Annotated in this window: 18 protein-coding genes and 1 tRNA gene; 18 read left to right on the top strand and 1 reads right to left on the bottom strand. The window is 43.8% G+C overall.

The genetic code is table 11. The annotated features are described in order from the left end of the window. The first annotated feature begins 78 nt into the window (after nt 1-78). The 8 genes from CALPO_RS0109475 (at nt 79) to CALPO_RS14690 (ending at nt 6,938) form a co-directional block, all read left to right on the top strand. A tRNA-Gly gene (locus CALPO_RS0109475) sits at nt 79-150 on the top strand. 291 nt (nt 151-441) lie between these two features. Continuing rightward, on the top strand, nt 442-1,488 hold the full coding sequence (locus CALPO_RS0109470; protein ID WP_026487095.1) for a LacI family DNA-binding transcriptional regulator: 1,047 nt from the start codon (nt 442-444) through the stop codon (nt 1,486-1,488). Between the two features lie 70 nt (nt 1,489-1,558). Beyond that, entirely contained in the window at nt 1,559-2,872 is a 1,314-nt protein-coding gene (locus CALPO_RS0109465; RefSeq protein WP_026487094.1) for an ABC transporter substrate-binding protein, read from the top strand. Between the two features lie 63 nt (nt 2,873-2,935). Continuing rightward, nucleotides 2,936-3,925, top strand: coding sequence for a carbohydrate ABC transporter permease (locus CALPO_RS0109460; protein WP_026487093.1), 990 nt, complete (start codon nt 2,936-2,938; stop codon nt 3,923-3,925). A 12-nt stretch (nt 3,926-3,937) separates the two neighbouring features. Then, nucleotides 3,938-4,807, top strand: a complete 870-nt coding sequence (locus CALPO_RS0109455; protein WP_456059076.1) for a carbohydrate ABC transporter permease — start codon at nt 3,938-3,940, stop codon at nt 4,805-4,807. Between the two features lie 24 nt (nt 4,808-4,831). Then, nucleotides 4,832-5,740 (top strand): glycoside hydrolase family 130 protein, encoded by a 909-nt coding sequence (locus tag CALPO_RS0109450; protein ID WP_026487091.1) that lies wholly within the window; start codon nt 4,832-4,834, stop codon nt 5,738-5,740. 16 nt (nt 5,741-5,756) lie between these two features. Further along, a complete protein-coding gene (locus CALPO_RS0109445) occupies nt 5,757-6,650 on the top strand; it encodes a glycoside hydrolase family 130 protein (protein ID WP_026487090.1) in 894 nt (297 codons plus the stop codon). Between the two features lie 135 nt (nt 6,651-6,785). Continuing rightward, a complete protein-coding gene (locus CALPO_RS14690) occupies nt 6,786-6,938 on the top strand; it encodes a Spo0E family sporulation regulatory protein-aspartic acid phosphatase (protein WP_156940171.1) in 153 nt (50 codons plus the stop codon). A gap of 10 nt (nt 6,939-6,948) precedes the next feature. On the opposite strand, the gene CALPO_RS0109435 is transcribed toward CALPO_RS14690, so the two are convergent. After that, on the bottom strand, nt 6,949-7,434 hold the full coding sequence (locus tag CALPO_RS0109435) for an HD domain-containing protein (protein ID WP_051585948.1): 486 nt from the start codon (nt 7,432-7,434) through the stop codon (nt 6,949-6,951). 164 nt (nt 7,435-7,598) lie between these two features. On the opposite strand from CALPO_RS0109435, the gene CALPO_RS14255 reads away from it, so the two are divergent. From CALPO_RS14255 to folK, 10 genes are all read left to right on the top strand, one after another. Further along, nucleotides 7,599-9,665 carry a SpoIIE family protein phosphatase gene (locus CALPO_RS14255; RefSeq protein ID WP_051585947.1) on the top strand — a complete coding sequence of 689 codons (2,067 nt, stop codon included), beginning with the start codon at nt 7,599-7,601 and terminating at the stop codon, nt 9,663-9,665. A gap of 54 nt (nt 9,666-9,719) precedes the next feature. After that, complete coding sequence (locus CALPO_RS0109420) at nt 9,720-10,400, top strand: vWA domain-containing protein (protein WP_026487087.1); 681 nt, start codon at nt 9,720-9,722, stop codon at nt 10,398-10,400. After that, entirely contained in the window at nt 10,397-11,260 is an 864-nt protein-coding gene (locus CALPO_RS0109415; protein ID WP_026487086.1) for a serine/threonine protein kinase, read from the top strand. The genes CALPO_RS0109420 and CALPO_RS0109415 overlap by 4 nt, the downstream gene beginning before the upstream one ends. A gap of 20 nt (nt 11,261-11,280) precedes the next feature. Then, nucleotides 11,281-12,696: a tRNA lysidine(34) synthetase TilS gene (gene tilS / locus CALPO_RS0109410; RefSeq protein WP_026487085.1), complete on the top strand. Its 1,416-nt coding sequence runs from the start codon at nt 11,281-11,283 to the stop codon at nt 12,694-12,696. Then, nucleotides 12,659-13,201, top strand: coding sequence for a hypoxanthine phosphoribosyltransferase (gene hpt, locus CALPO_RS0109405; RefSeq protein ID WP_407638224.1), 543 nt, complete (start codon nt 12,659-12,661; stop codon nt 13,199-13,201). Before tilS ends, hpt begins: the two co-directional genes overlap by 38 nt. 72 nt (nt 13,202-13,273) lie before the next feature. Further along, nucleotides 13,274-15,073 carry an ATP-dependent zinc metalloprotease FtsH gene (gene ftsH, locus CALPO_RS0109400; RefSeq protein ID WP_026487083.1) on the top strand — a complete coding sequence of 600 codons (1,800 nt, stop codon included), beginning with the start codon at nt 13,274-13,276 and terminating at the stop codon, nt 15,071-15,073. A gap of 73 nt (nt 15,074-15,146) precedes the next feature. Next, complete coding sequence (locus CALPO_RS0109395; protein ID WP_245589937.1) at nt 15,147-15,554, top strand: thioesterase family protein; 408 nt, start codon at nt 15,147-15,149, stop codon at nt 15,552-15,554. A gap of 10 nt (nt 15,555-15,564) precedes the next feature. Further along, nucleotides 15,565-17,235: a formate--tetrahydrofolate ligase gene (locus tag CALPO_RS0109390; protein WP_026487081.1), complete on the top strand. Its 1,671-nt coding sequence runs from the start codon at nt 15,565-15,567 to the stop codon at nt 17,233-17,235. Nucleotides 17,236-17,250: 15 nt separating this feature from the next. Then, on the top strand, nt 17,251-18,444 hold the full coding sequence (gene folP, locus CALPO_RS15140; RefSeq protein ID WP_245589936.1) for a dihydropteroate synthase: 1,194 nt from the start codon (nt 17,251-17,253) through the stop codon (nt 18,442-18,444). Further along, the gene (gene folK, locus CALPO_RS0109380) at nt 18,435-18,929 is read left to right on the top strand and encodes a 2-amino-4-hydroxy-6-hydroxymethyldihydropteridine diphosphokinase (protein WP_026487079.1); all 495 of its coding nucleotides are present in this window, start codon (nt 18,435-18,437) and stop codon (nt 18,927-18,929) included. The genes folP and folK overlap by 10 nt, the downstream gene beginning before the upstream one ends. The last annotated feature ends 28 nt before the right edge of the window (nt 18,930-18,957 follow it).

Here is an 18,957-nt window from a genome sequence, read left to right as displayed (position 1 = left end):
TGCTTTAAGCTGGTAAGTACTAATAGGTCGAGGCCTTGACCTTATACCCACCCCCCCTTTACTCCTGGCAAGGTCTACGCGGATGTGGCTCAGTGGTAGAGCATCGGCTTCCCAAGCCGAGGATCGCGGGTTCGAATCCCGTCATCCGCTCTATTTAAAACCAGAGGTTCCATAATAAATGGAATCTTTTTTTATTGCTATATAAGTAATTCATATCTATAAACCGAGAACTACATAAGTTAAACCTGGCTAATTGTATTTGTACTGGTTGCACCATCTGTTACACACCCTATTGTTGTAATAGTTGCACCATACCACACTACCTATACGTTAAGCAAATTCAAGTAAAATCTCAGATGTTTCAAGTAAAAATCACTTGATATTTAAATAAGACAATAATATAATTAAATGTGGAAAACAGTTGCACTGGGGTGTTTAAATTTGGCAGCAACTAAGAGAAAAAAAGTCACTATGAAAGACATAGCAAAAAAGCTGAACATATCGATAAATGCAGTATCTTTGGCTTTAAACGACAAGGTAGGAGTTAGCGAAGATACTAGAAACCTCGTGATAAAAACGGCGGACGAAATGGGTTATTTTGAAGAAAATCCGTCGTTTATGGTGAAGAACCATTTAAAAAACATATGTATTTTGATTGAAGAGAGAAATTTTCGCGATACGTACTTTTACACAAAGGTGATTTTAGGCATTGAAAATGAAGCTAAGAAAAACAATTATGATGTGCTGGTCAACTTTATGAATAAAGATAATTTTCAAGTGCCTTCTAGTATAGAGAGCAGAAAAGTTGCTGGTATTTTAATTGTAGGCACCATAATGGACGAATACCTTAAAACATTGCTTAGCTATAACATTCCCCTTGTGCTGGTGGATCATGCGTCATTTACGATAAGTACCGACGCGGTATTGACGCAAAATATACCTGGTTCATATATAGCTACTAAATACCTGATAGATAAGGGGCACAAGGAGATAGGTTTTTTTGGGGAGATAGATTTTTCGCTGAGCTTTAAGGAGAGATGGTTAGGGTTTAATGAGGCTATGAGGAATGCAGGACTTATCGTAGATCCAATGTTAAATGTAAATCCGGGGTATTGTGTTGTGGAAAATGTGGAACAATATGTTTTAAGCAAGAATTATAGGGAAGTGGCAAACATCATTTCAAAAATGGATAAGCTTCCCTCTGCATGGGTGTGTTCTAATGATAACGCCGCCATAACATTGTACAACGCTTTAAGCATATTAGACATAAAAGTACCTGACGATATATCCGTAGTGGGTTTTGATGACATTGACTTGTGTAACATCGTAACACCCCATTTGACCACTATAAGAGTTAACAAGGAGCTTATGGGAGTAAAGGCTGTAAAGAGGCTCCTATGGCGCATGGATAATCCCGAAGAACCTCACGACAACATAAGGATGGAGGTTAAGCTAATTGAAAGAAATTCTGTGAGGGAGGTGGGATAGGGTACATGATTTTTTCCTAAGCATACGCGACTGCATTTCTGGGTTATTATAAATAAAAGGAGGGATTTTTGTGAAAAAATTTTTCTCATTGTTTGCGATTTTGTTGGCTTCTTTATTAATAATTTCGGGATGCTCAGGTGGATCATCAAAATCCCAGAACAATGTCAGTCAACAGAAAAAGGAAAAGGTTACTATTCGCCTTTCTACATGGGCTGGAGCCGATGAAGCAAAGGAGTTACAAGGAATTATAGACAAGTTAAATAAAAAATCAGATACCTATAAGATCGTGCAAGACTCTAATCCTGCAGATTACGATACGCGCTTGACAACGCAGCTTTCAGGGAGCAGTGGACCCGATTTGTTCTGGGTTAGTGCCCAAAGGGCGGCACAGCTTGCGGCAAGAGGAGCTATGATGGACATAACGGATAAGCTGGCGTCTTCTAAGGATCCAGCTGCTAAAGTCTCTGATTATTTTGATGTGGCTTTGCAGCCGTTTAAAGTGAACGATAGGATATATGGGCTCCCATGGATTGAACAACCTGTAGTGCTTTACGTGAATAAGGATTTATTTGATAAAGCAGGGGTTCCGTTGCCTGATGAGACGTGGAACTGGGATAAATTTGTGGAAGCAGCTAAAAAGTTGACTGTTGATCAGAACGGTAAGCATCCTGGAGAAAGTGGATTTGATGCTAAAAACGTAAAACAATGGGGATTTACTCTCAACGGATGGCCTCCTGTACAGATGTTTGTATGGCAAAACGGTGGAGATGTTATAGCACCTGATTTTAGTACATCGCCTATAGATACTCCTCAAGCTAAGGCAGCTTTCAAATTCTACGCTGATTTAGTAAATAGCCCTATGGTCCCATCACAACAGATAATAAAGGATCGCGGCTTTGATACCATGTTTAAAGACCAGCAAGTGGCGATGTTCATGGGTGGGGCTGCGGATAATCTTGAAAACAAAGTAAGCTTCAAATGTGTAGTAAGTGAAGTGCCGGCTGGTCCTACGGGTAAAAGGGCGACTCTAGTGGATGTTTTGGGAATGGGCATCAACGCTAAGACCAAGAATCCTGATGCAGCATTTCAGGCGTTTATTGACTTAACTGATGCCATTCATCAGTGGAAAGTTATGCCGCCAAGGAAGTCCATGGTTACTCTTGACAATATGAAAAAGCTCCATCCGGAAAGAGCAGAGGCTATGCCGGTTATCATAAAATCTATGTCCTACGGAAGACAGTACAGGTACTATGAGAACTATCCGGATTGGGATAATGTCTTTTGGACTCAGTTAATGGATCCGATTATCAATAACCATGGGGATCCTGATAAGCTGATTCCTGTTGTAAAGCCGCAGCTTGACGCTAAGTTGCCTAAAAAATAATTTGTAAAGTGGGATAAAGGAGGTGTTGCTTGCCTCCTTTATCTTAATGAAAGAGGTGAAGCTATGGAAGGTTTTGCTGGTACTTTTGAGCGATGGCTTATTACGCCTATAATTCTTTTGTTAATTGGAGTCGCGATATACGCTTTACTTCGACGCTTGGGCTGGAAACAAAGGGAAGCCATAGGCTTTGCCCTTATTTCTCCATGGGTCGTGGGATTTCTAATTTTTACTGCATTTCCGTTAATATATTCATTTTATTTGAGCTTTACAGACTACCGGCTTTTTGGCACGCCTAAGTGGGTAGGACTTGGCAATTACATCTTTCTCTTTACAAAGGATATAGAATTCTGGCCTTCTGTCCGCATTACTTTATTATATGCGTTTTTGACTTTACCCATAGGGGTAATTGGCTCATTGCTTGTGGCTATGCTTTTAAACAGAAAGATTAAAGGCATAGGGGTTTTCAGAACGATATACTATTTGCCTGCAGTTCTCCCTGATGTGGCAGTAGCTTTGCTATGGAGATGGTTGTTTAACAGCGAATCTGGCCTGATAAATTATATAGCAAAGCCTTTTTTGCTGCTGTTTGGGGTGCAAAAGCCTAACTGGTTTGGCGATCCTAAATTCGTATTGCCTGCGTTTATCATTATGAGCATATGGGGTATTTTCGGCACAAATACCGTAGTGTTTTTAGCTGCATTACAAGAAGTACCGCGGAGTTTGTATGAGGTGGCTGATTTGGACGGTGCAAGTCCTTTCAAGAAGTTCTGGAATGTCACTGTGCCCATGATATCTCCGGTTATATTGTTGCAGATCGTTATGGGGATGATCGGTGCCTTGCAGATATTCACTGTCGCCATGTTTGTGCGCCCCACCACGGCTGCAGGGAAGTTTATGAACCAACTGGTTTACGAGCGTGGTTTTACGCAGCTTCATATGGGAGAAGCGTCGGCCATTGCATGGGTGTTGTTTACGATAATTCTTGTGCTTACCCTCTTGGTGTTTAAGACGACACCTGCGTGGGTGCATTACGAGGGAGAAATTAAGAGATAGGAGGTGAGCATATTGGAGAACAGCTTTAAAATCAGTGGCTCTATAAAGAGAAATAGGGTTGCAACTACTGTTTTAAGTTATATAATAATTATAGCGATTGCGATTGTGATTTTAATACCTTTTTTCTGGATGCTATCCACTGCTTTAAAGACCAACGCTGATATTTTTCAATGGCCACCGGTATGGATTCCGAAACCGTTAAAGTGGAGAAATTTTATAGATGCATGGAACTCGGTACCATTTTCTAAATATCTTTTCAATACATTATTCATTGTGGCGCTAGGAATGACAGCAGAGATAATCAGCGAGACAGTTGTAGCTTACGGATTTGCTCGGTTTAAGTTTCCGGGCAGGGATATAATCTTTTTCATACTTTTGAGCACAATGATGTTGCCTTTCCACGTAACTTTAATACCTACTTTTATAATATGGAATAAATTGGGTTTAGTAGGCCAGTTTGACCCTCTGGTACTAAGGGCGTGGACGGCATGGGGACCGTTTTATATATTCCTGTTGCGCCAGTTTTTCATGGGTATTCCTACAGAATTGGATGATGCTGCAGAAATAGACGGCGCATCTCCTTTTCAGACATTTTACTATGTGTTGCTACCTCAGCTAAAGACAGCGCTGGTGGCTGTGAGCATATTTGCCTTTAAAGGCTACTGGAATGATTTCTTAGGTCCATTGATTTATCTCACTGATATGAATAAGTACACGATGAACTTAGGTATGTATTTCTTTATGGGAGGGGTAAATGAGGCGCCAAAGTGGAATTATTTAATGGCTATGTCCATAGTCATTGCTTTGCCGATTATAGTTTTGTTTTTCATTGCTCAGCGCTATTTTGTAGAAGGAATATCTTTTACAGGTTTAAAGGAATAATGTCTGCAGAAAGGAGTCGTAGGATTGTTTAAGCTCAAGAGGTTATCAGATAAACCGGTATTATCTCCAATAAAGGAACATGGTTGGGAAAGAGCAGCGGTTTTTAATGCAGCGGCGATTTATGAAGGTGGTAAATTCCACCTGTTCTACAGGGCATCTGACAATGAATTTGTCTTAAACACCGAAAAACCGGAAGAAATGTATAAATTTGTATCTTCTATTGGATACGCCGTAAGTGACGACGGCGTAAGTTTTGAAAGGTTAAGTGAGCCCATTATGGTAGGTGAGACAGAGCAGGAAGGGTGGGGAGTAGAGGACCCCAGGATAACTAAGGTGGATGACAGATACTACATGCTCTATACAGGCTTTGGAGGGAGGGATTGGACAGATTTTAGGATATGCATGGCCTGGTCTGATGATTTAAAGCATTGGGAAGGGCACAAGGTGGTGCTTGATGAGCCCAACAAAGACGCAGCGCTTTTACCGGAAAAGGTCAATGGGAAATACGTGCTTTTTCACAGGAGGATGCCTCATATATGGATTGCTTATTCAGAGGATTTAATAACCTGGACTGATCATAAAATCGTGATGTCCCCTATTCCCGGCACATGGGAGTCAAAAAAAATAGGTATAGCAGGGCCTCCTATAAAGAGAGAGGATGGGTGGCTGCTTATATACCACGGGGTTGACGATAATAACGTGTACAGGCTAGGTGCAGCCCTGCTTGATTTAAGAGATCCTTCAAAGGTAGTCGCAAGGCAGGCAGAGCCTATACTGGAGCCTGAACTAAAGTGGGAAAAGGAAGGCCTTGTGCCTAATGTGGTGTTTAGCTGTGGCGCAGTAGAGGCAGATGGCGTATACTATGTGTATTATGGAGGAGCTGACACCCATATAGGTGTGGCCGCTGTAGAAAAAAGCAAAGTGAAGTTTTAGGAGGAGCGGATATTTTGTGATAAAGTTAGAGAGATTGACGGATAAGCCGGTTTTACAGCCCCTAAAAGAGCATGAATGGGAGAGAGAGGCGGTATTTAACTGCGCCGCCATATACGACAATGGGCTATTCCACCTGATTTATAGAGCCACTGATCTTGGACCGCACAAGAAATACGGCAGATATATTTCAAGGTTTGGATACGCTGTGAGCAAAGACGGCATCAATTTTCTAAGGCTTGACAAGCCCATACTCAGCAACGACGTTCCCCAGGAGATGAGGGGATGCGAAGATCCCAGGATTGTAAAAATAGACGACACTTATTATATGACGTATACAGGATTTGGCGACAGGTATGAAGGGGATTACAGGATATGCCTGGCATCATCAAAAAACCTTATAGACTGGTATAGGCACGGGGTGCTGCTGGATGAACCTAACAAGGACGCGTCGTTGTTCCCCGAAAAGGTAAACGGCAAATACGTGATGTTTCACAGAAGATACCCCGATATATGGATCGCGTTTTCAGATGACCTGGTAAATTGGTATGATCATACTCCTGTATTAAAACCCGTGGAAGGGACGTGGGAGAGCTCGAGGGTAGGTATAGCGGGTCCGCCGATTAAGACAAAAGACGGGTGGTTTGCCATATACCATGCGGCTGATGATAAAAACGTGTACAGGTTGGGCGGCGCACTTTTGGATCTAAAAGATCCTAAAAAAGTTCTGGCAAGGCAGCCTGAACCCATACTGGAGCCTGAGCTGGAATGGGAAGTAAGCGGCTACATCCCCAATGTGGTATTCAGCTGTGGCCATGCATTAAAAGAAGATAAGCTGTACGTGTACTACGGGGGTGCGGATACGGTTATAGGTGTTGCGGGTATAGATATGAAGGATATAACTTTTGATTAGGCCTGAGGGCGCCATTCTCCGAGGTAGGCGAGAATGGCGCCCTCTTGTTTTTTAAAGTGTAAATAGTTACTATTTGTATCATACGCGTTTTTGATGTAAAATTGTATCTACTCTAGCTTTTAAGGAGTGATTTCGATGGATCAAAAGGAGAAAATAGAAATGACAAGAAAACTCCTTAGCAATGCTATAAGTATGAACGTGGACAAAGAGATTATACTCAGAATAAGCCGGATAATCGATAAGAGTATCATTGAGTACCTTCGCTCCGCTGCAAAGCGCAATATATAAGCAAAAAGCCTTAGCTTTTTCCATCAGCCTTTTGCAGCATTATTATCTCTTTATCTACCGGATTTTTATCATTGTGGTGCTCGATTAAGTAAACGCAGCGCTTTGAAAGGCCGATTTTTGCTGCTATTTTTCCACCTATAGCGGGGTGATTGTAATAGGTGTAGAGAAATGGCCACCTTTTGGATAACTTTACGGCCAGAGACTGGGCTAATTTATCCAGCAATACGGCGATAGCCTTTTTCATAGGCGTGAGTGAATTGCCCTTTCCTATATCGTGCATTAAAGCTGCGATAACCAAATCGGAAGAGGCGTCAGGGCTCATGTTAAGGATGTTGTAAGCTACATCTAGGGAATGCCTCTGCTCGTATAAAGGTAGCTTTAAAAAAATTTTTAGCTGCTTTTCATTGAGATATTTCGACAGAAATTTCCAGTCTTCATCGCTAATCTTTGCGGTGTAGTAGGTATAAAATTGCTTTCCCCTGTACAGGTAATTCAATCCCTCTCACTCCTGAAATCATATTTAAAAATTATTTTACCATATCGCTAGCACCGGTTTAATATTGTCGATAAAAGTTTTTTGTTATTGCCAAAAAAATACAGACAATTTCATGACATGGTGGTATAATCCAGACGAACAAACTTGTTAAAGGGGGATTTACAGTGGAACGCATAGAATTGCTTCCATACCAAAGGGTTTACACCCATAAAATTCATAAAATTAGAGAAAAGAAAAAATTAAACCTGCAGATAGACGCAGGAACGGCGATGGTCATTATGCTGGGCTTTTTGATTTCCAGATCACTGTTTTTTGATCAAACACTGCCCTTTGGGCTGGCATTTTACGCTGCAGCGTTGAAAAAAGAGAAAAAATACCTTATGCTTATCGTCCCTATCATTTTGAGCATTACGTTGGTAATGGGCGCGTTTAATGCCTTATATTACGCTTTTGCAGTGATGGCATTTACGGTGATTTATCCTTGGATTAAAGATCGTGATATTACAGTATATGCTGTTATTGCATCTGTATTACAGTTTGTTTCACTGGGTTTTGGTTTGGTAACCAGGTTTATTTTGTACGACTTGATCGTTTTTGTGCTAAGCGCGGCAGCGTGTTTTTCCATGACCTTTGTTTTTTATCAGTGCATACCTGCTGTGACCGGTATGAATAGAAGAGTGCTGTCAAGGGAAGAAGCGATAGCGTGCGCTATTACGGCCGGAATTGTTTTATCGGGGTTTTCAGGGATTAAAATAGGTGATTTTTCAGTGACCGCTATACTGGCAGCTCTTAGCGCGATGACAGTGGGTTTTGCTGGGGGCGCTGGTGCTGGCTGTTCTACCGGCCTTGTGGTGGGATTTATATCAAACTTAACCCGGTTAAATCCCATGCTTATGGCAGTATATGGCTTGGAAGGGTTATTTTCGGGTCTGTTTAACAAATTGGGGAAAACAGGTTCCATGATAGGCTTTGCCTTTAGTTACATACTCCTGTACATCTACATACCTGCAATAGGGGCTTATGTGACGCCGTTAGAGATGGCTGCATCTCTTTTGATGTTTGTGCTGTTGCCCAGGTCCTTTGTTTGCACCTTGCGTGAATATCTGGATAAAGCTGTAAATAAACATAAGGCATTGGCTGATTACAGCTTAAGGGCTAAAAAGATGTCCCTGGAGAGGATAAAGGAGATTTCGACTCTGATGGATGAAATATCTGTGAGCATGCAAGAATTTGCAGGGGACAACGGTGTGGAAGCTATGGTGCAACAGTTTAAAGGCATATCCCGTATCCTGAACAATTTAGCTGGCGATATGGAGGCAGAGGTGGAGTTTTTAGATGATTTAGAAGAAAGCATAAGGGTAGAGCTGGACAAGCTGGGTTTTGACGTAAAGGATGTGTACGCCATTAGAAAGGGCGAGAGGCTGGAAGTCAAGATCCTAAAGAAGGTATGCTATGGCGACAAGGAGTGTTTTAAACATATCATTCCCATCGTATCCCGATGTGTAGGCAGAAAGATGGTTCAGGTCTGTGGCAAGTGCGATATAGACCGAGATCTTAGGACATGTTGTCTGAAACTGGAAGAAGCCGATAGGTATAATGTGGTTACTGCGGTGGTTAGCACCTCTAAGGAATCGGTAAATGGTGATAATTTTAGCTTTTCCCAGCTTCCTTATGGACAGTATATGATTGCATTAAGCGATGGCATGGGAACAGGAGAAAAGGCCGCTCGCGAAAGCAAGTTGGCTTTGAGGCTGATAGAGAGGTTTATCAAAGCAGGTTTTGCTGAAGAAACCGCAGTAAAGTGTGTAAATTCCCTTATGGCGCTGAGAAATATGGATTGCTTTACCACTCTGGACATATGCCTTTTTGATAAATATACAGGGGATGCAGAATTTATAAAAATGGGTTCTTCATCTACGTTTATAAAAAAAGGGGAGAAGGTAGAGGTCATTCACTCCTGCGAGCTCCCTGTGGGTATATTAAGCGATGTAAGCGTGTCGGTTAAAAACAGTGCTTTAAAGGAAGGCGATATACTGGTAATGGTAACCGATGGAGTGCTGGATGCCAACGACCTTATAAAGAGAGAGCAATGGCTTAAACAGCTGCTTATGGAAATAGATGGGACGCCTCAGGAAATCGCCCAAAAGATATCTGACGAGACGCTGAAAATAACGGGTGGTAGAGTAAAAGACGATATGACCGTTATGGTGTCAAAAATAGTAGCAGTGTAACGCTGTATAGCGGTGGGTTTTAATGGCAATAATTACTAAAAAGGAGGTATTGCTATGCCGTTAAAACTCATGACCGTTGTGACTGATGGTAAATCCAACATAGGTGGAAGCCCTGTAGAAGCAGCGAGGGACGCGAAAAAGGCGGGGATAGTCGTCAATGCCATAGGGATAGTGGATAGCGACAGCTTAGGAGTTATGGAGGTCAAAGAGATCGCGCGGGCAGGCGGCGGTTTATACGAACTGACGCGAATAGAAGACCTGTCCGAGACCATGCAGGCGTTGACGCAGAGATCGGTTCAGATGACTATAGAGGAGATAGTCAACAGCCAGATAAAAAACATTATAGGCAAGGATTTAAAAGACATTAACCCTTTGGTGAGAAGCCAGGTAGCTGAATATGTGGAATCGCTGTCTGATGAGACCGATGTGGAGATGGTTATTCTCTTGGACACCAGTGGGAGTATGCTGTATAAAATCCAGGCCGCCAAGTCCAGCGTCATAGATCTGTTAAATACATTGAGCGGCAGAAAAGGGCGTTTTTCGGTGGCATTGTTGCAATTCCCTGGTCCTGACAGCATGGTAAAGGTGCTTTGCGATTTTACCTTTGATCCACTAAAGCTGAAGGAGATTGTGACGGCAGTGGGTACAGGAGGAAATACCCCTACGGCTATTGCCATAAGGGAGGCTGTATCCATGTTGGTAAAACAGCCGCAGTTGGAAGAGTACACGTTATGAGGTTGGAAAAGGGATGTGTTATAGAAGGCCGCTGGAACCGCAGAGCTTACGAGATCTTGAAGAAGTTGGGTGAAGGCGGCCTTGGAGCTGTTTTTTTGACCCGATGTATGGATGATGGCCAAAAGTACGCTATTAAAGTCTTTGACAATTTGATGAGTGCGGCCAGGGAATACAGGCTTTTTAAGGAGTTTTCTTATATGGAATACATACCGAGGGTGTACGAACTGGATGATATGCTTTCATATCAGGCCAGTTTTATTGTTATGGAGTACATTCAGGGAGATAACCTGAGGGATTTTTTAAAAGGTTGCGTTCTTGAAGCTAAAAGTATCATAGGTTTATCCGTAGTGTTTTTAAGGTTGTTTAAAGAGTTTCACAAAAAGGGGTATGTTTTTGCTGACATAAAACCTGAAAATATAATGGTAGATAGGGAGAAAAAGCTGTTGCGCTTTGTAGATGTAGGCGGTTTGACAAAGATGGGCTCAGGTGTTGTAGAATACACGCCGTGGTACGACAGGGCCTCCTGGGGTTGTGGCTTAAGAAGAGCGGATGAGACCTACGACCTTTTTGGCATTGGAATAATATTGCTGGAGCTTTTGTACGGCAAAAGACATCCACCAGATAAAAAGGCGTTGAAAAAGCTGCTGCTGGGTGCCAAAAATCGATCGTCAGGGCTTTTTTACATTATACAGATGTGCCTTAACGGGACGGATGTGGATAAAATCCTCAACTACGCGTATACCATTTACAGCAGAGGGGATTTCGCTGCAAAAGTCGATATGGCCTTGAACGTACTTCTGGTGATAGGCGTTGTCTTTCTTTTTTTATTCTTAATGATATGGTATAATAATATAATATAAAAGCGCCTGGGGGAAATACCGTGTTAGCCGAAGATACCATAAAGAAGTACAACATGATACGCCATGGTGACAAAATAATAGTTGCTGTATCAGGTGGTCCTGATTCTGTGTGTCTTTTACATGTCTTATTTAGAATGAGGGATAATTACGACCTCTCCCTTATCGTCGCTCATGTCAATCACTGTTTAAGGGGAACGCAGGCAGAAGAGGATATGCGATTCGTCCAGAAAATGGCTTGTGATTTGGGTCTTCCTTTTTACGCTAAAGTGGAGGATGTAGCGAAAATAGCGGCAGATACCGGTATGTCTGTAGAGCAGGCGGGGAGGCATGTCAGGTATGCGTTTTTTAGGCAGTTAAAAGAGCAGTTAAAAGCTGACAAGATCGCCGTGGCCCATAACATGGATGATCAGGCAGAGACGGTGCTTTTACACCTCTTGCGGGGTGCAGGAGTTCAAGGGCTGACCGGCATGAGCCCGGTTTCAGGAGATATAATAAGGCCTCTCATAGAAACCCCCCGCCGGGATATAGAGGCGTATATAGAGGAAAACGGCCTGGAGTACAGGGTTGACCATACCAATTTTCAAACCCATTATTTCAGAAACAGGATAAGGATTGAGCTGATCCCCTATTTAAAAGATCACTTTAATAAGAATATAGCAGAGGCATTGGTCCAGGCAGCGGACATCCTGAGGGAAGAAGATGCTTACGTTCAAAAAAATGTCTTGGAGATTTATAAAAAGATATGCTTTAAAGATAAAAGCGGTGTACAGGTAGAGCTCAGTGAGTTTGAAAGACAGGATTTAGCTGTTAAAAGGCGTCTTATACGCAAGATGGTTGAGGACGTCAAAGGGAATAATTTAAATTTGGAATTTAAGCACATAGAGTACATCATGGAGTTTATAAAAAGAGGACAAACCGGTGAGCGGGTGGATATACCAGGCGGTATATGCGTGGGTTTGCAGTACGGCAAGATCAGGGTTTTTTCTGTGGCACCTGTTTCAAAGGCACCCGATTTTTGTTATCCTCTTGTTATACCGGGTACAACGCGCATTTCGGAGTTGAATGCGAGCGTAAGGGCCGAAGTGGTCGCCGATATTCAACCTGACTTTAAAAACAGGTACAGGGCATACCTGGATTACGATCAAATTCCTGACAACCTTGTGGTCAGGTCCCGCAGACCTGGAGATTATATAATTCCTTTTGGGATGAACGGGCACAAGAAATTGAAAGAGTACTTTATTGACGCCAAGGTGCCCTCAGAAGTGCGCGATAAAATACCCCTTGTGGCTTCAGGTAGTGAGATCGTTTGGATCGTTGGGCACAGGATCAACGGCAAATATAAAGTAACTGATAAAACCAGGAGATTTTTGGTATTAATTTATGAAGGAGGCTATAACGATGCTGGAGAAGGATATTTCGGAAATATTAATAGATGAACAAAGGCTGAAGGAAAGGATAAAAGAATTGGGTCATGCTATCACCCGCGATTACCAAGGCAAAGAGCCTGTGCTTGTGGGTGTCCTGAAAGGCGCGATTATGTTCATATCGGACCTTATAAGGTATATTGACCTGCCCGTGACGTTGGATTTTATGGCTATATCCAGTTACGGAGCTTCTACCCATTCATCAGGGGTGGTAAAGATCATAAAAGACCTGGATAGCAGTATACAGGACAAGGACGTCATTATCGTGGAGGACATCATAGACAGCGGCCTTACGCTGAGCTATTTAAGGAAATACCTCATGGGAAGATCCCCCAAAAGCATAAGGATATGCACGCTTCTGGATAAACCTGAGAGGAGAAAGAGCGATGTAGAAGTGGAGTATGTGGGATTTAACATACCTGATAAATTCGTGGTCGGGTATGGGCTGGACTATGCAGAGAAGTACAGAAACCTTCCCTATATAGGAGTGTTAAAACCAGAGGTATACAATGACTGACTTGATTTGTTTTTTGTAAATTTATATGCTAAAATATCCTTGTTATAGTTTGATGAGGGGAGGCAAAGGCGTTTGAGTAAGTTCCTTAAAAGTGCCAGTTTTTATATCCTGATATTGATAGCTATATACGCCATGGTCCAGCTATGGGGTACTGCGGCTCCAGAACAGCCGTTGAAGTACAATTATACTCAGCTGGTACAGCAGATTAGGAATAATAATGTCAGCGAAATCACCATTATAGATAAGAATGTTACTGGCATGTTAAAAGATGGCACGAAGTTTCAAAGCTATATACTGGATACTACCAGTTTTAGCCAGTTTTTGCAGCCGTATATAGATAAAGGCCTTGTGGTCAACCCGCAGCCTGTCTCTGAGCCGCCGTGGTGGTTGCAGTTGTTGCCTACGGTTGCGTTTATAGTTTTGTTTATAATCTTCTGGCTCATTTTTATTCAGCAATCCCAGGGCGGCGGAAGCAGGGTGATGTCCTTTGGGAAAAGCAGGGCCAGAATGCTCAATGAGGACAAGAGAAGGGTTACATTTAACGATGTAGCCGGAGCTGATGAAGAAAAAGAAGAACTTAAGGAGATCGTGGAGTTTTTAAAGTCGCCGAGAAAATTTATAGAATTGGGAGCAAGGATACCCAAAGGCGTACTGTTGGTAGGTCCCCCTGGTACAGGAAAGACGCTTCTGGCCCGCGCTGTGGCTGGAGAGGCAGGTGTGCCTTTTTTTAGCATAAGCGGTTCTGATTTCGTGGAGATGTTTGTGGGCGTAGGCGCTGCCAGGGTGAGAGATCTTTTTGAGCAGGCCAAAAAGAATTCACCTTGTATAGTATTTATAGATGAAATTGATGCCGTAGGTCGTCACAGGGGCGCAGGTTTGGGAGGAGGGCACGACGAGAGGGAACAGACGTTAAACCATCTGCTGGTAGAGATGGATGGATTTAACGTCAATGAAGGGATTATAATCCTCGCCGCAACCAATAGGCCTGACATATTGGATCCTGCACTCTTGAGGCCGGGCAGGTTTGATAGACAGGTAGTAGTTGGCATACCCGATGTGAAGGGGCGAGAAGAGATATTAAAAGTACATTCCAGGAACAAACCCCTGGCTCCTGATGTAGATTTAAAGGTGCTGGCTAAAAGAACGCCGGGATTTACAGGAGCTGACCTGGAAAACCTCATGAACGAAGGGGCTTTGCTTAGCGCGCGCAGAGGGAAAAAGCAGATATCCATGGCAGAACTGGAAGAATCCATCACCAAAGTGCTGGCAGGCCCTGAAAAGAAGAGCAGGGTAATAACTGAAGAGGATAAAAAGCTTACGGCTTATCACGAAGCGGGCCATGCTGTTGTGGCAAAACTGCTACCCCATGCAGATCCTGTCCATGAGGTTTCCATTATTCCCAGGGGAAGAGCAGGTGGGTATACCATGAGCCTGCCGGAGAAGGATAAGTATTATATATCCAAATCTGAGATGCTGGACGAGATAGTACAGCTTTTAGGAGGCAGAGCTGCTGAAAAGCTGGTTCTCAATGATATAAGCACAGGTGCCCAGAATGACCTGGAAAGAGCCACTAAGATCGCCAGAGAGATGGTGACTGAGTACGGCATGAGTGAAAAGCTAGGACCCATGATATACGGATCTGATAGAGATGAGATATTCATAGGTCGGGATCTGGGTAGAGCTCGCAATTACAGTGAAGAGGTGGCTGCGGAGATCGACAGCGAGATGAGGCGCATTATAGAGGAATGCTACAGTAGAGCCGAGAATTTGCTGAGAGAAAATATAAATAAGCTCCACAGAGTCGCTCAGGCTTTGATAGAGAGAGAAAAGCTGAATAAAGAAGAATTTGAAGAAGTATTCGCCAGTGCGTAAAAGGGTTTAAAACCCTGTTTTTTTTTGATTTTATCTGCTATAATGGGTTTGACAAAAAAGTAGTAGAAAGGTCGTGGGATTATTGGAGTACGGTGTAAAAGTGGGTTTGAGTTCTACTATAGAGACTATTGTAGAGGAAAAGGATCTGGCAGTATCTTACGGTAGCGGTAGCGTCAGGGTATTGGCGACCCCTGCCATGATATCGTTAATGGAAAAAGCGGCCATGTCCGCGGTAGAGCTTCACCTGCCAGGGGACAAGGCTACGGTAGGTACTCAAATTGCGGTGACCCATATAAAAGCTACGCCTGTGGGAATGAGGGTAAGGGTATACGCCGAATTGGTAAAAATCGAGGATAGAAAGCTGTCGTTTAAAGTAGAGGCGTATGATGAACTGGAAAAAATAGGTGAGGGCACCCATGAGAGGTATATAATTGACGTGAATAAGTTCATGGAAAGGTGCAAAAGCAAGCTGAAGAAGTAGAGGTGAGGTCATGCTTAGCGATATAGAGATCGCGCAAAACGCGGAAATTAAACCTATTAAGGAGATAGCAGAGTCGCTGGGTATAGGCGAGGACTACATAGAGTATTACGGCAGGTATAAAGCCAAAATATCCTTGGATTTATTTAGAAAAATTAAAGACAGGCCAGATGGTAGACTGATATTGGTCACGTCTATAAATCCTACGCCGGCAGGGGAAGGCAAGTCCACTATGGCCATAGGTTTGGGACAGGCTTTGGCCAGGCTGCATAAAAAGGTTGTCATCGCTTTAAGGGAGCCGTCCCTAGGGCCATGTATGGGGCTTAAAGGAGGGGCTACCGGGGGAGGCTATTCCCAGGTAGTTCCCATGGAAGACATAAACCTACACTTTACGGGGGATATCCACGCCATATCGGCGGCTCACAATCTGCTTTCGGCTATGATAGACAATCACATTCACCAGGGCAATGCCCTCAGGATAGACCCAAGGCGCGTGGTTTGGAGGCGGGCTGTGGATATAAACGACAGGGCACTGAGGGAAATCGTGGTAGGCCTTGGGGGTAAAAAAAACGGCTATCCTAGGGAGGATGGCTTTATCATAACGGTGGCTTCAGAGGTAATGGCGGTATTATGCCTTGCCGAAGACATGGCCGATTTAAAGAAGCGGTTGGGGGATATGGTAGTAGCTTATGACTTAGACGGTAATCCTGTGACGGCTAGGGACTTAAGAGCTGATGGAGCAATGGCTGCCCTCCTCAAGGATGCCATAAAGCCCAACCTCGTTCAGACCCTGGAAGGCGTTCCTGCCATCATCCACGGTGGTCCTTTTGCTAATATTGCCCACGGTTGTAATAGCCTTATTGCCACCAAGATGGCGTTGAAGTTGGGAGATTACGTGGTGACAGAAGCGGGTTTTGGTGCTGATCTAGGTGCCGAGAAATTCATGGACATAAAGTGCAGGATAGGCGGAATCAGGCCTGATGCTGTGGTAGTTGTGGCCACTATAAGGGCCTTAAAGATGCACGGAGGGGTTAAAAAAAGCGAGCTATCAGGTGAAAATCTGGATGCTTTGCGCAGGGGTTTTGAAAACCTTAAAAGGCATGTGGAAAACATAAGGAAATACGGTGTCCCTGCAGTGGTGGCCATAAACGCCTTTAAGGAAGATACCCCTGATGAGGTAAGGCTTTTGACGAGTTTATGCGGTGAAATTGGCGTTAAGGCTGTTTTCGCTGATGTGTGGTCGAAGGGTGGCGAGGGGGGCATCGAGATGGCGCAGGAGATTTTAAAGGTCCTTCAAAGCCATAAAAGCCATTATAAGCCCCTTTACGATTTAGACCTTTCTATAGAGGAAAAGATAGAAAAGATCACAAAGGAAATATACGGAGGAGCCGGTGTGGTGTTTACCGCTGAAGCCGCAAAGGCTATAAAGAAGATAAAGGAATTGGGTTTTGATAAATTGCCTGTGTGTATTGCCAAGACCCAATATTCCTTTTCTGATAATCCCCGTCTATTGGGTGCTCCTACGGGTTTTGAGGTTACTGTGCGAGAAGTGCACCTGTCAGCAGGAGCTGGGTTTATAGTGGCGGTAATGGGCGACATAATGCTCATGCCGGGATTGCCAAAGCATCCTGCTGCTGAGAACATAGATGTAGACCAAGAGGGGAAGATAACCGGCTTGTTTTAAGGAGGAGGTTGTGACGTGGAATGCCAGTTGATGTCGACAAGAGATAAAGAGGAGATGCTGTACGAGCTTAAAAAGATAGGGGTAAGCGAGGGAGCATTGGATATACTGGCATCTAAAATGGACCATGTGGTGATAAAAGTCAAGGGCATTAGAGCTGGAGCTGCCAACATATTGAAGCAGGAGATGCTGTCACTAGGCGGGGATGTAGCTGTGCACAGGGGTTGCGTTAACTGCTCTGTGGAGCACACTGACGCCATAGTGATGGGAAATATAAAACAGTATAAGTCGCTTATAGACAAGCTCAGCCTACAGCCCTATCTGGGGTTGGACCACATTGCCCGCATACTGAAGGATATACTCGATGCCCGTGAAAGCAAGCCTGTGGCAATACAGACCCCTCGATATAGACTGCCCCTTGGGGAAAAGACGTACATAATGGGTATATTAAATGTAACTCCCGATTCTTTTTCTGACGGCGGTAAATATTGGGACATAGAGAAGGCTGTAGAGAGGGCAAAGATCATGGTGGACGAAGGCGCTGATATAATCGACGTGGGGGGTGAATCCACAAGACCTGGTTACACGCCTGTTTCGCTGGAGGAAGAGATGCGCAGGGTGCTGCCGGTGGTAGAAAAGCTGGTAAAGGAGGTCAGAGTGCCTGTATCGGTGGACACCACAAAGGCGGAGGTGGCAAAGCGAGCGCTGGAACTGGGCGCTGATATTATAAATGACCAGTGGGGGCTGCAAAAAGACGAGAAAATGGCTGAAGTGGTGGCGGAGTACGATGTGCCGGTGGTGGTGATGTTTAATAAAGAGGACAGGCAATACGACGACATGGTGAGCGAGCACCTGGCTTTTTTGCGCCGCTCTGTAGAGCTGGCTGTGAAGGCAGGATTAAACAGAGAAAAAGTCATAATAGACCCGGGTATAGGCTTTGGCAAATCCCCTGAACAAAACCTGTACATCATGAAACACCTTTCAGAGTTTAGAAGCCTGGGACTTCCTATTCTCTTAGGCACATCCCGCAAATCCATGATTGGCCATGTGCTGGACCTTCCGGTCGACGAAAGGGTAGAAGGGACGGCCGCCACGGTAGCTTACGGTATAACTCAAGGGGTGGATATCGTGAGAGTACACGATGTAAAGGAGATGGCGCGAGTCGCCAGGATGACAGATGCCATGGTGAGGGGCGATAAGGTTTGCCGATAGCGTACCTTGGCCTGGGTTCTAATATGGGAAACAGGTTTAAATTTTTAAAATGTGCTGTAGAAAATTTAAATAAAGCTGGTGTAGGCGTGCTGAAGAGCTCTTCGGTTTATGAGACCAGCCCTGTGGGGTACACAGATCAGCCGGATTTTTTAAATGCCGTCTTGAAAGTCAGGACCTTTTATTCCCCTTACCAACTGCTGAGTGTTGTGCAGAATGTAGAAAAAGACCTGGGAAGGAAAAGGGATATAAGGTGGGGGCCTAGGACCATTGACATAGACATCCTGCTTTACGATAACATATCTATCAGAGAAGAACATCTGACTATTCCTCATCCTGAAATGTTAAAAAGGGCTTTTGTTCTGGTGCCATTGCGAGAGATTTGTCCTGACATAGCGCTGTTTGGCCATACGGTGGATCACTATATCCAATCGTTAAAAGAGCAAAGTATAAGGAGAGTGCCCGGCTTGCTTCTATTGCAAGTATGATGGTATAATGATTACAATGGAGAAATTC

The organism is Caldanaerobius polysaccharolyticus DSM 13641 (assembly GCF_000427425.1).
Classification (GTDB): Bacteria; Bacillota; Thermoanaerobacteria; order Thermoanaerobacterales; family Caldanaerobiaceae; genus Caldanaerobius; species Caldanaerobius polysaccharolyticus.
The sequence above is the reverse complement of the archived record's forward strand: the minus strand, read 5'-3'. Positions and strand labels throughout refer to the sequence as shown.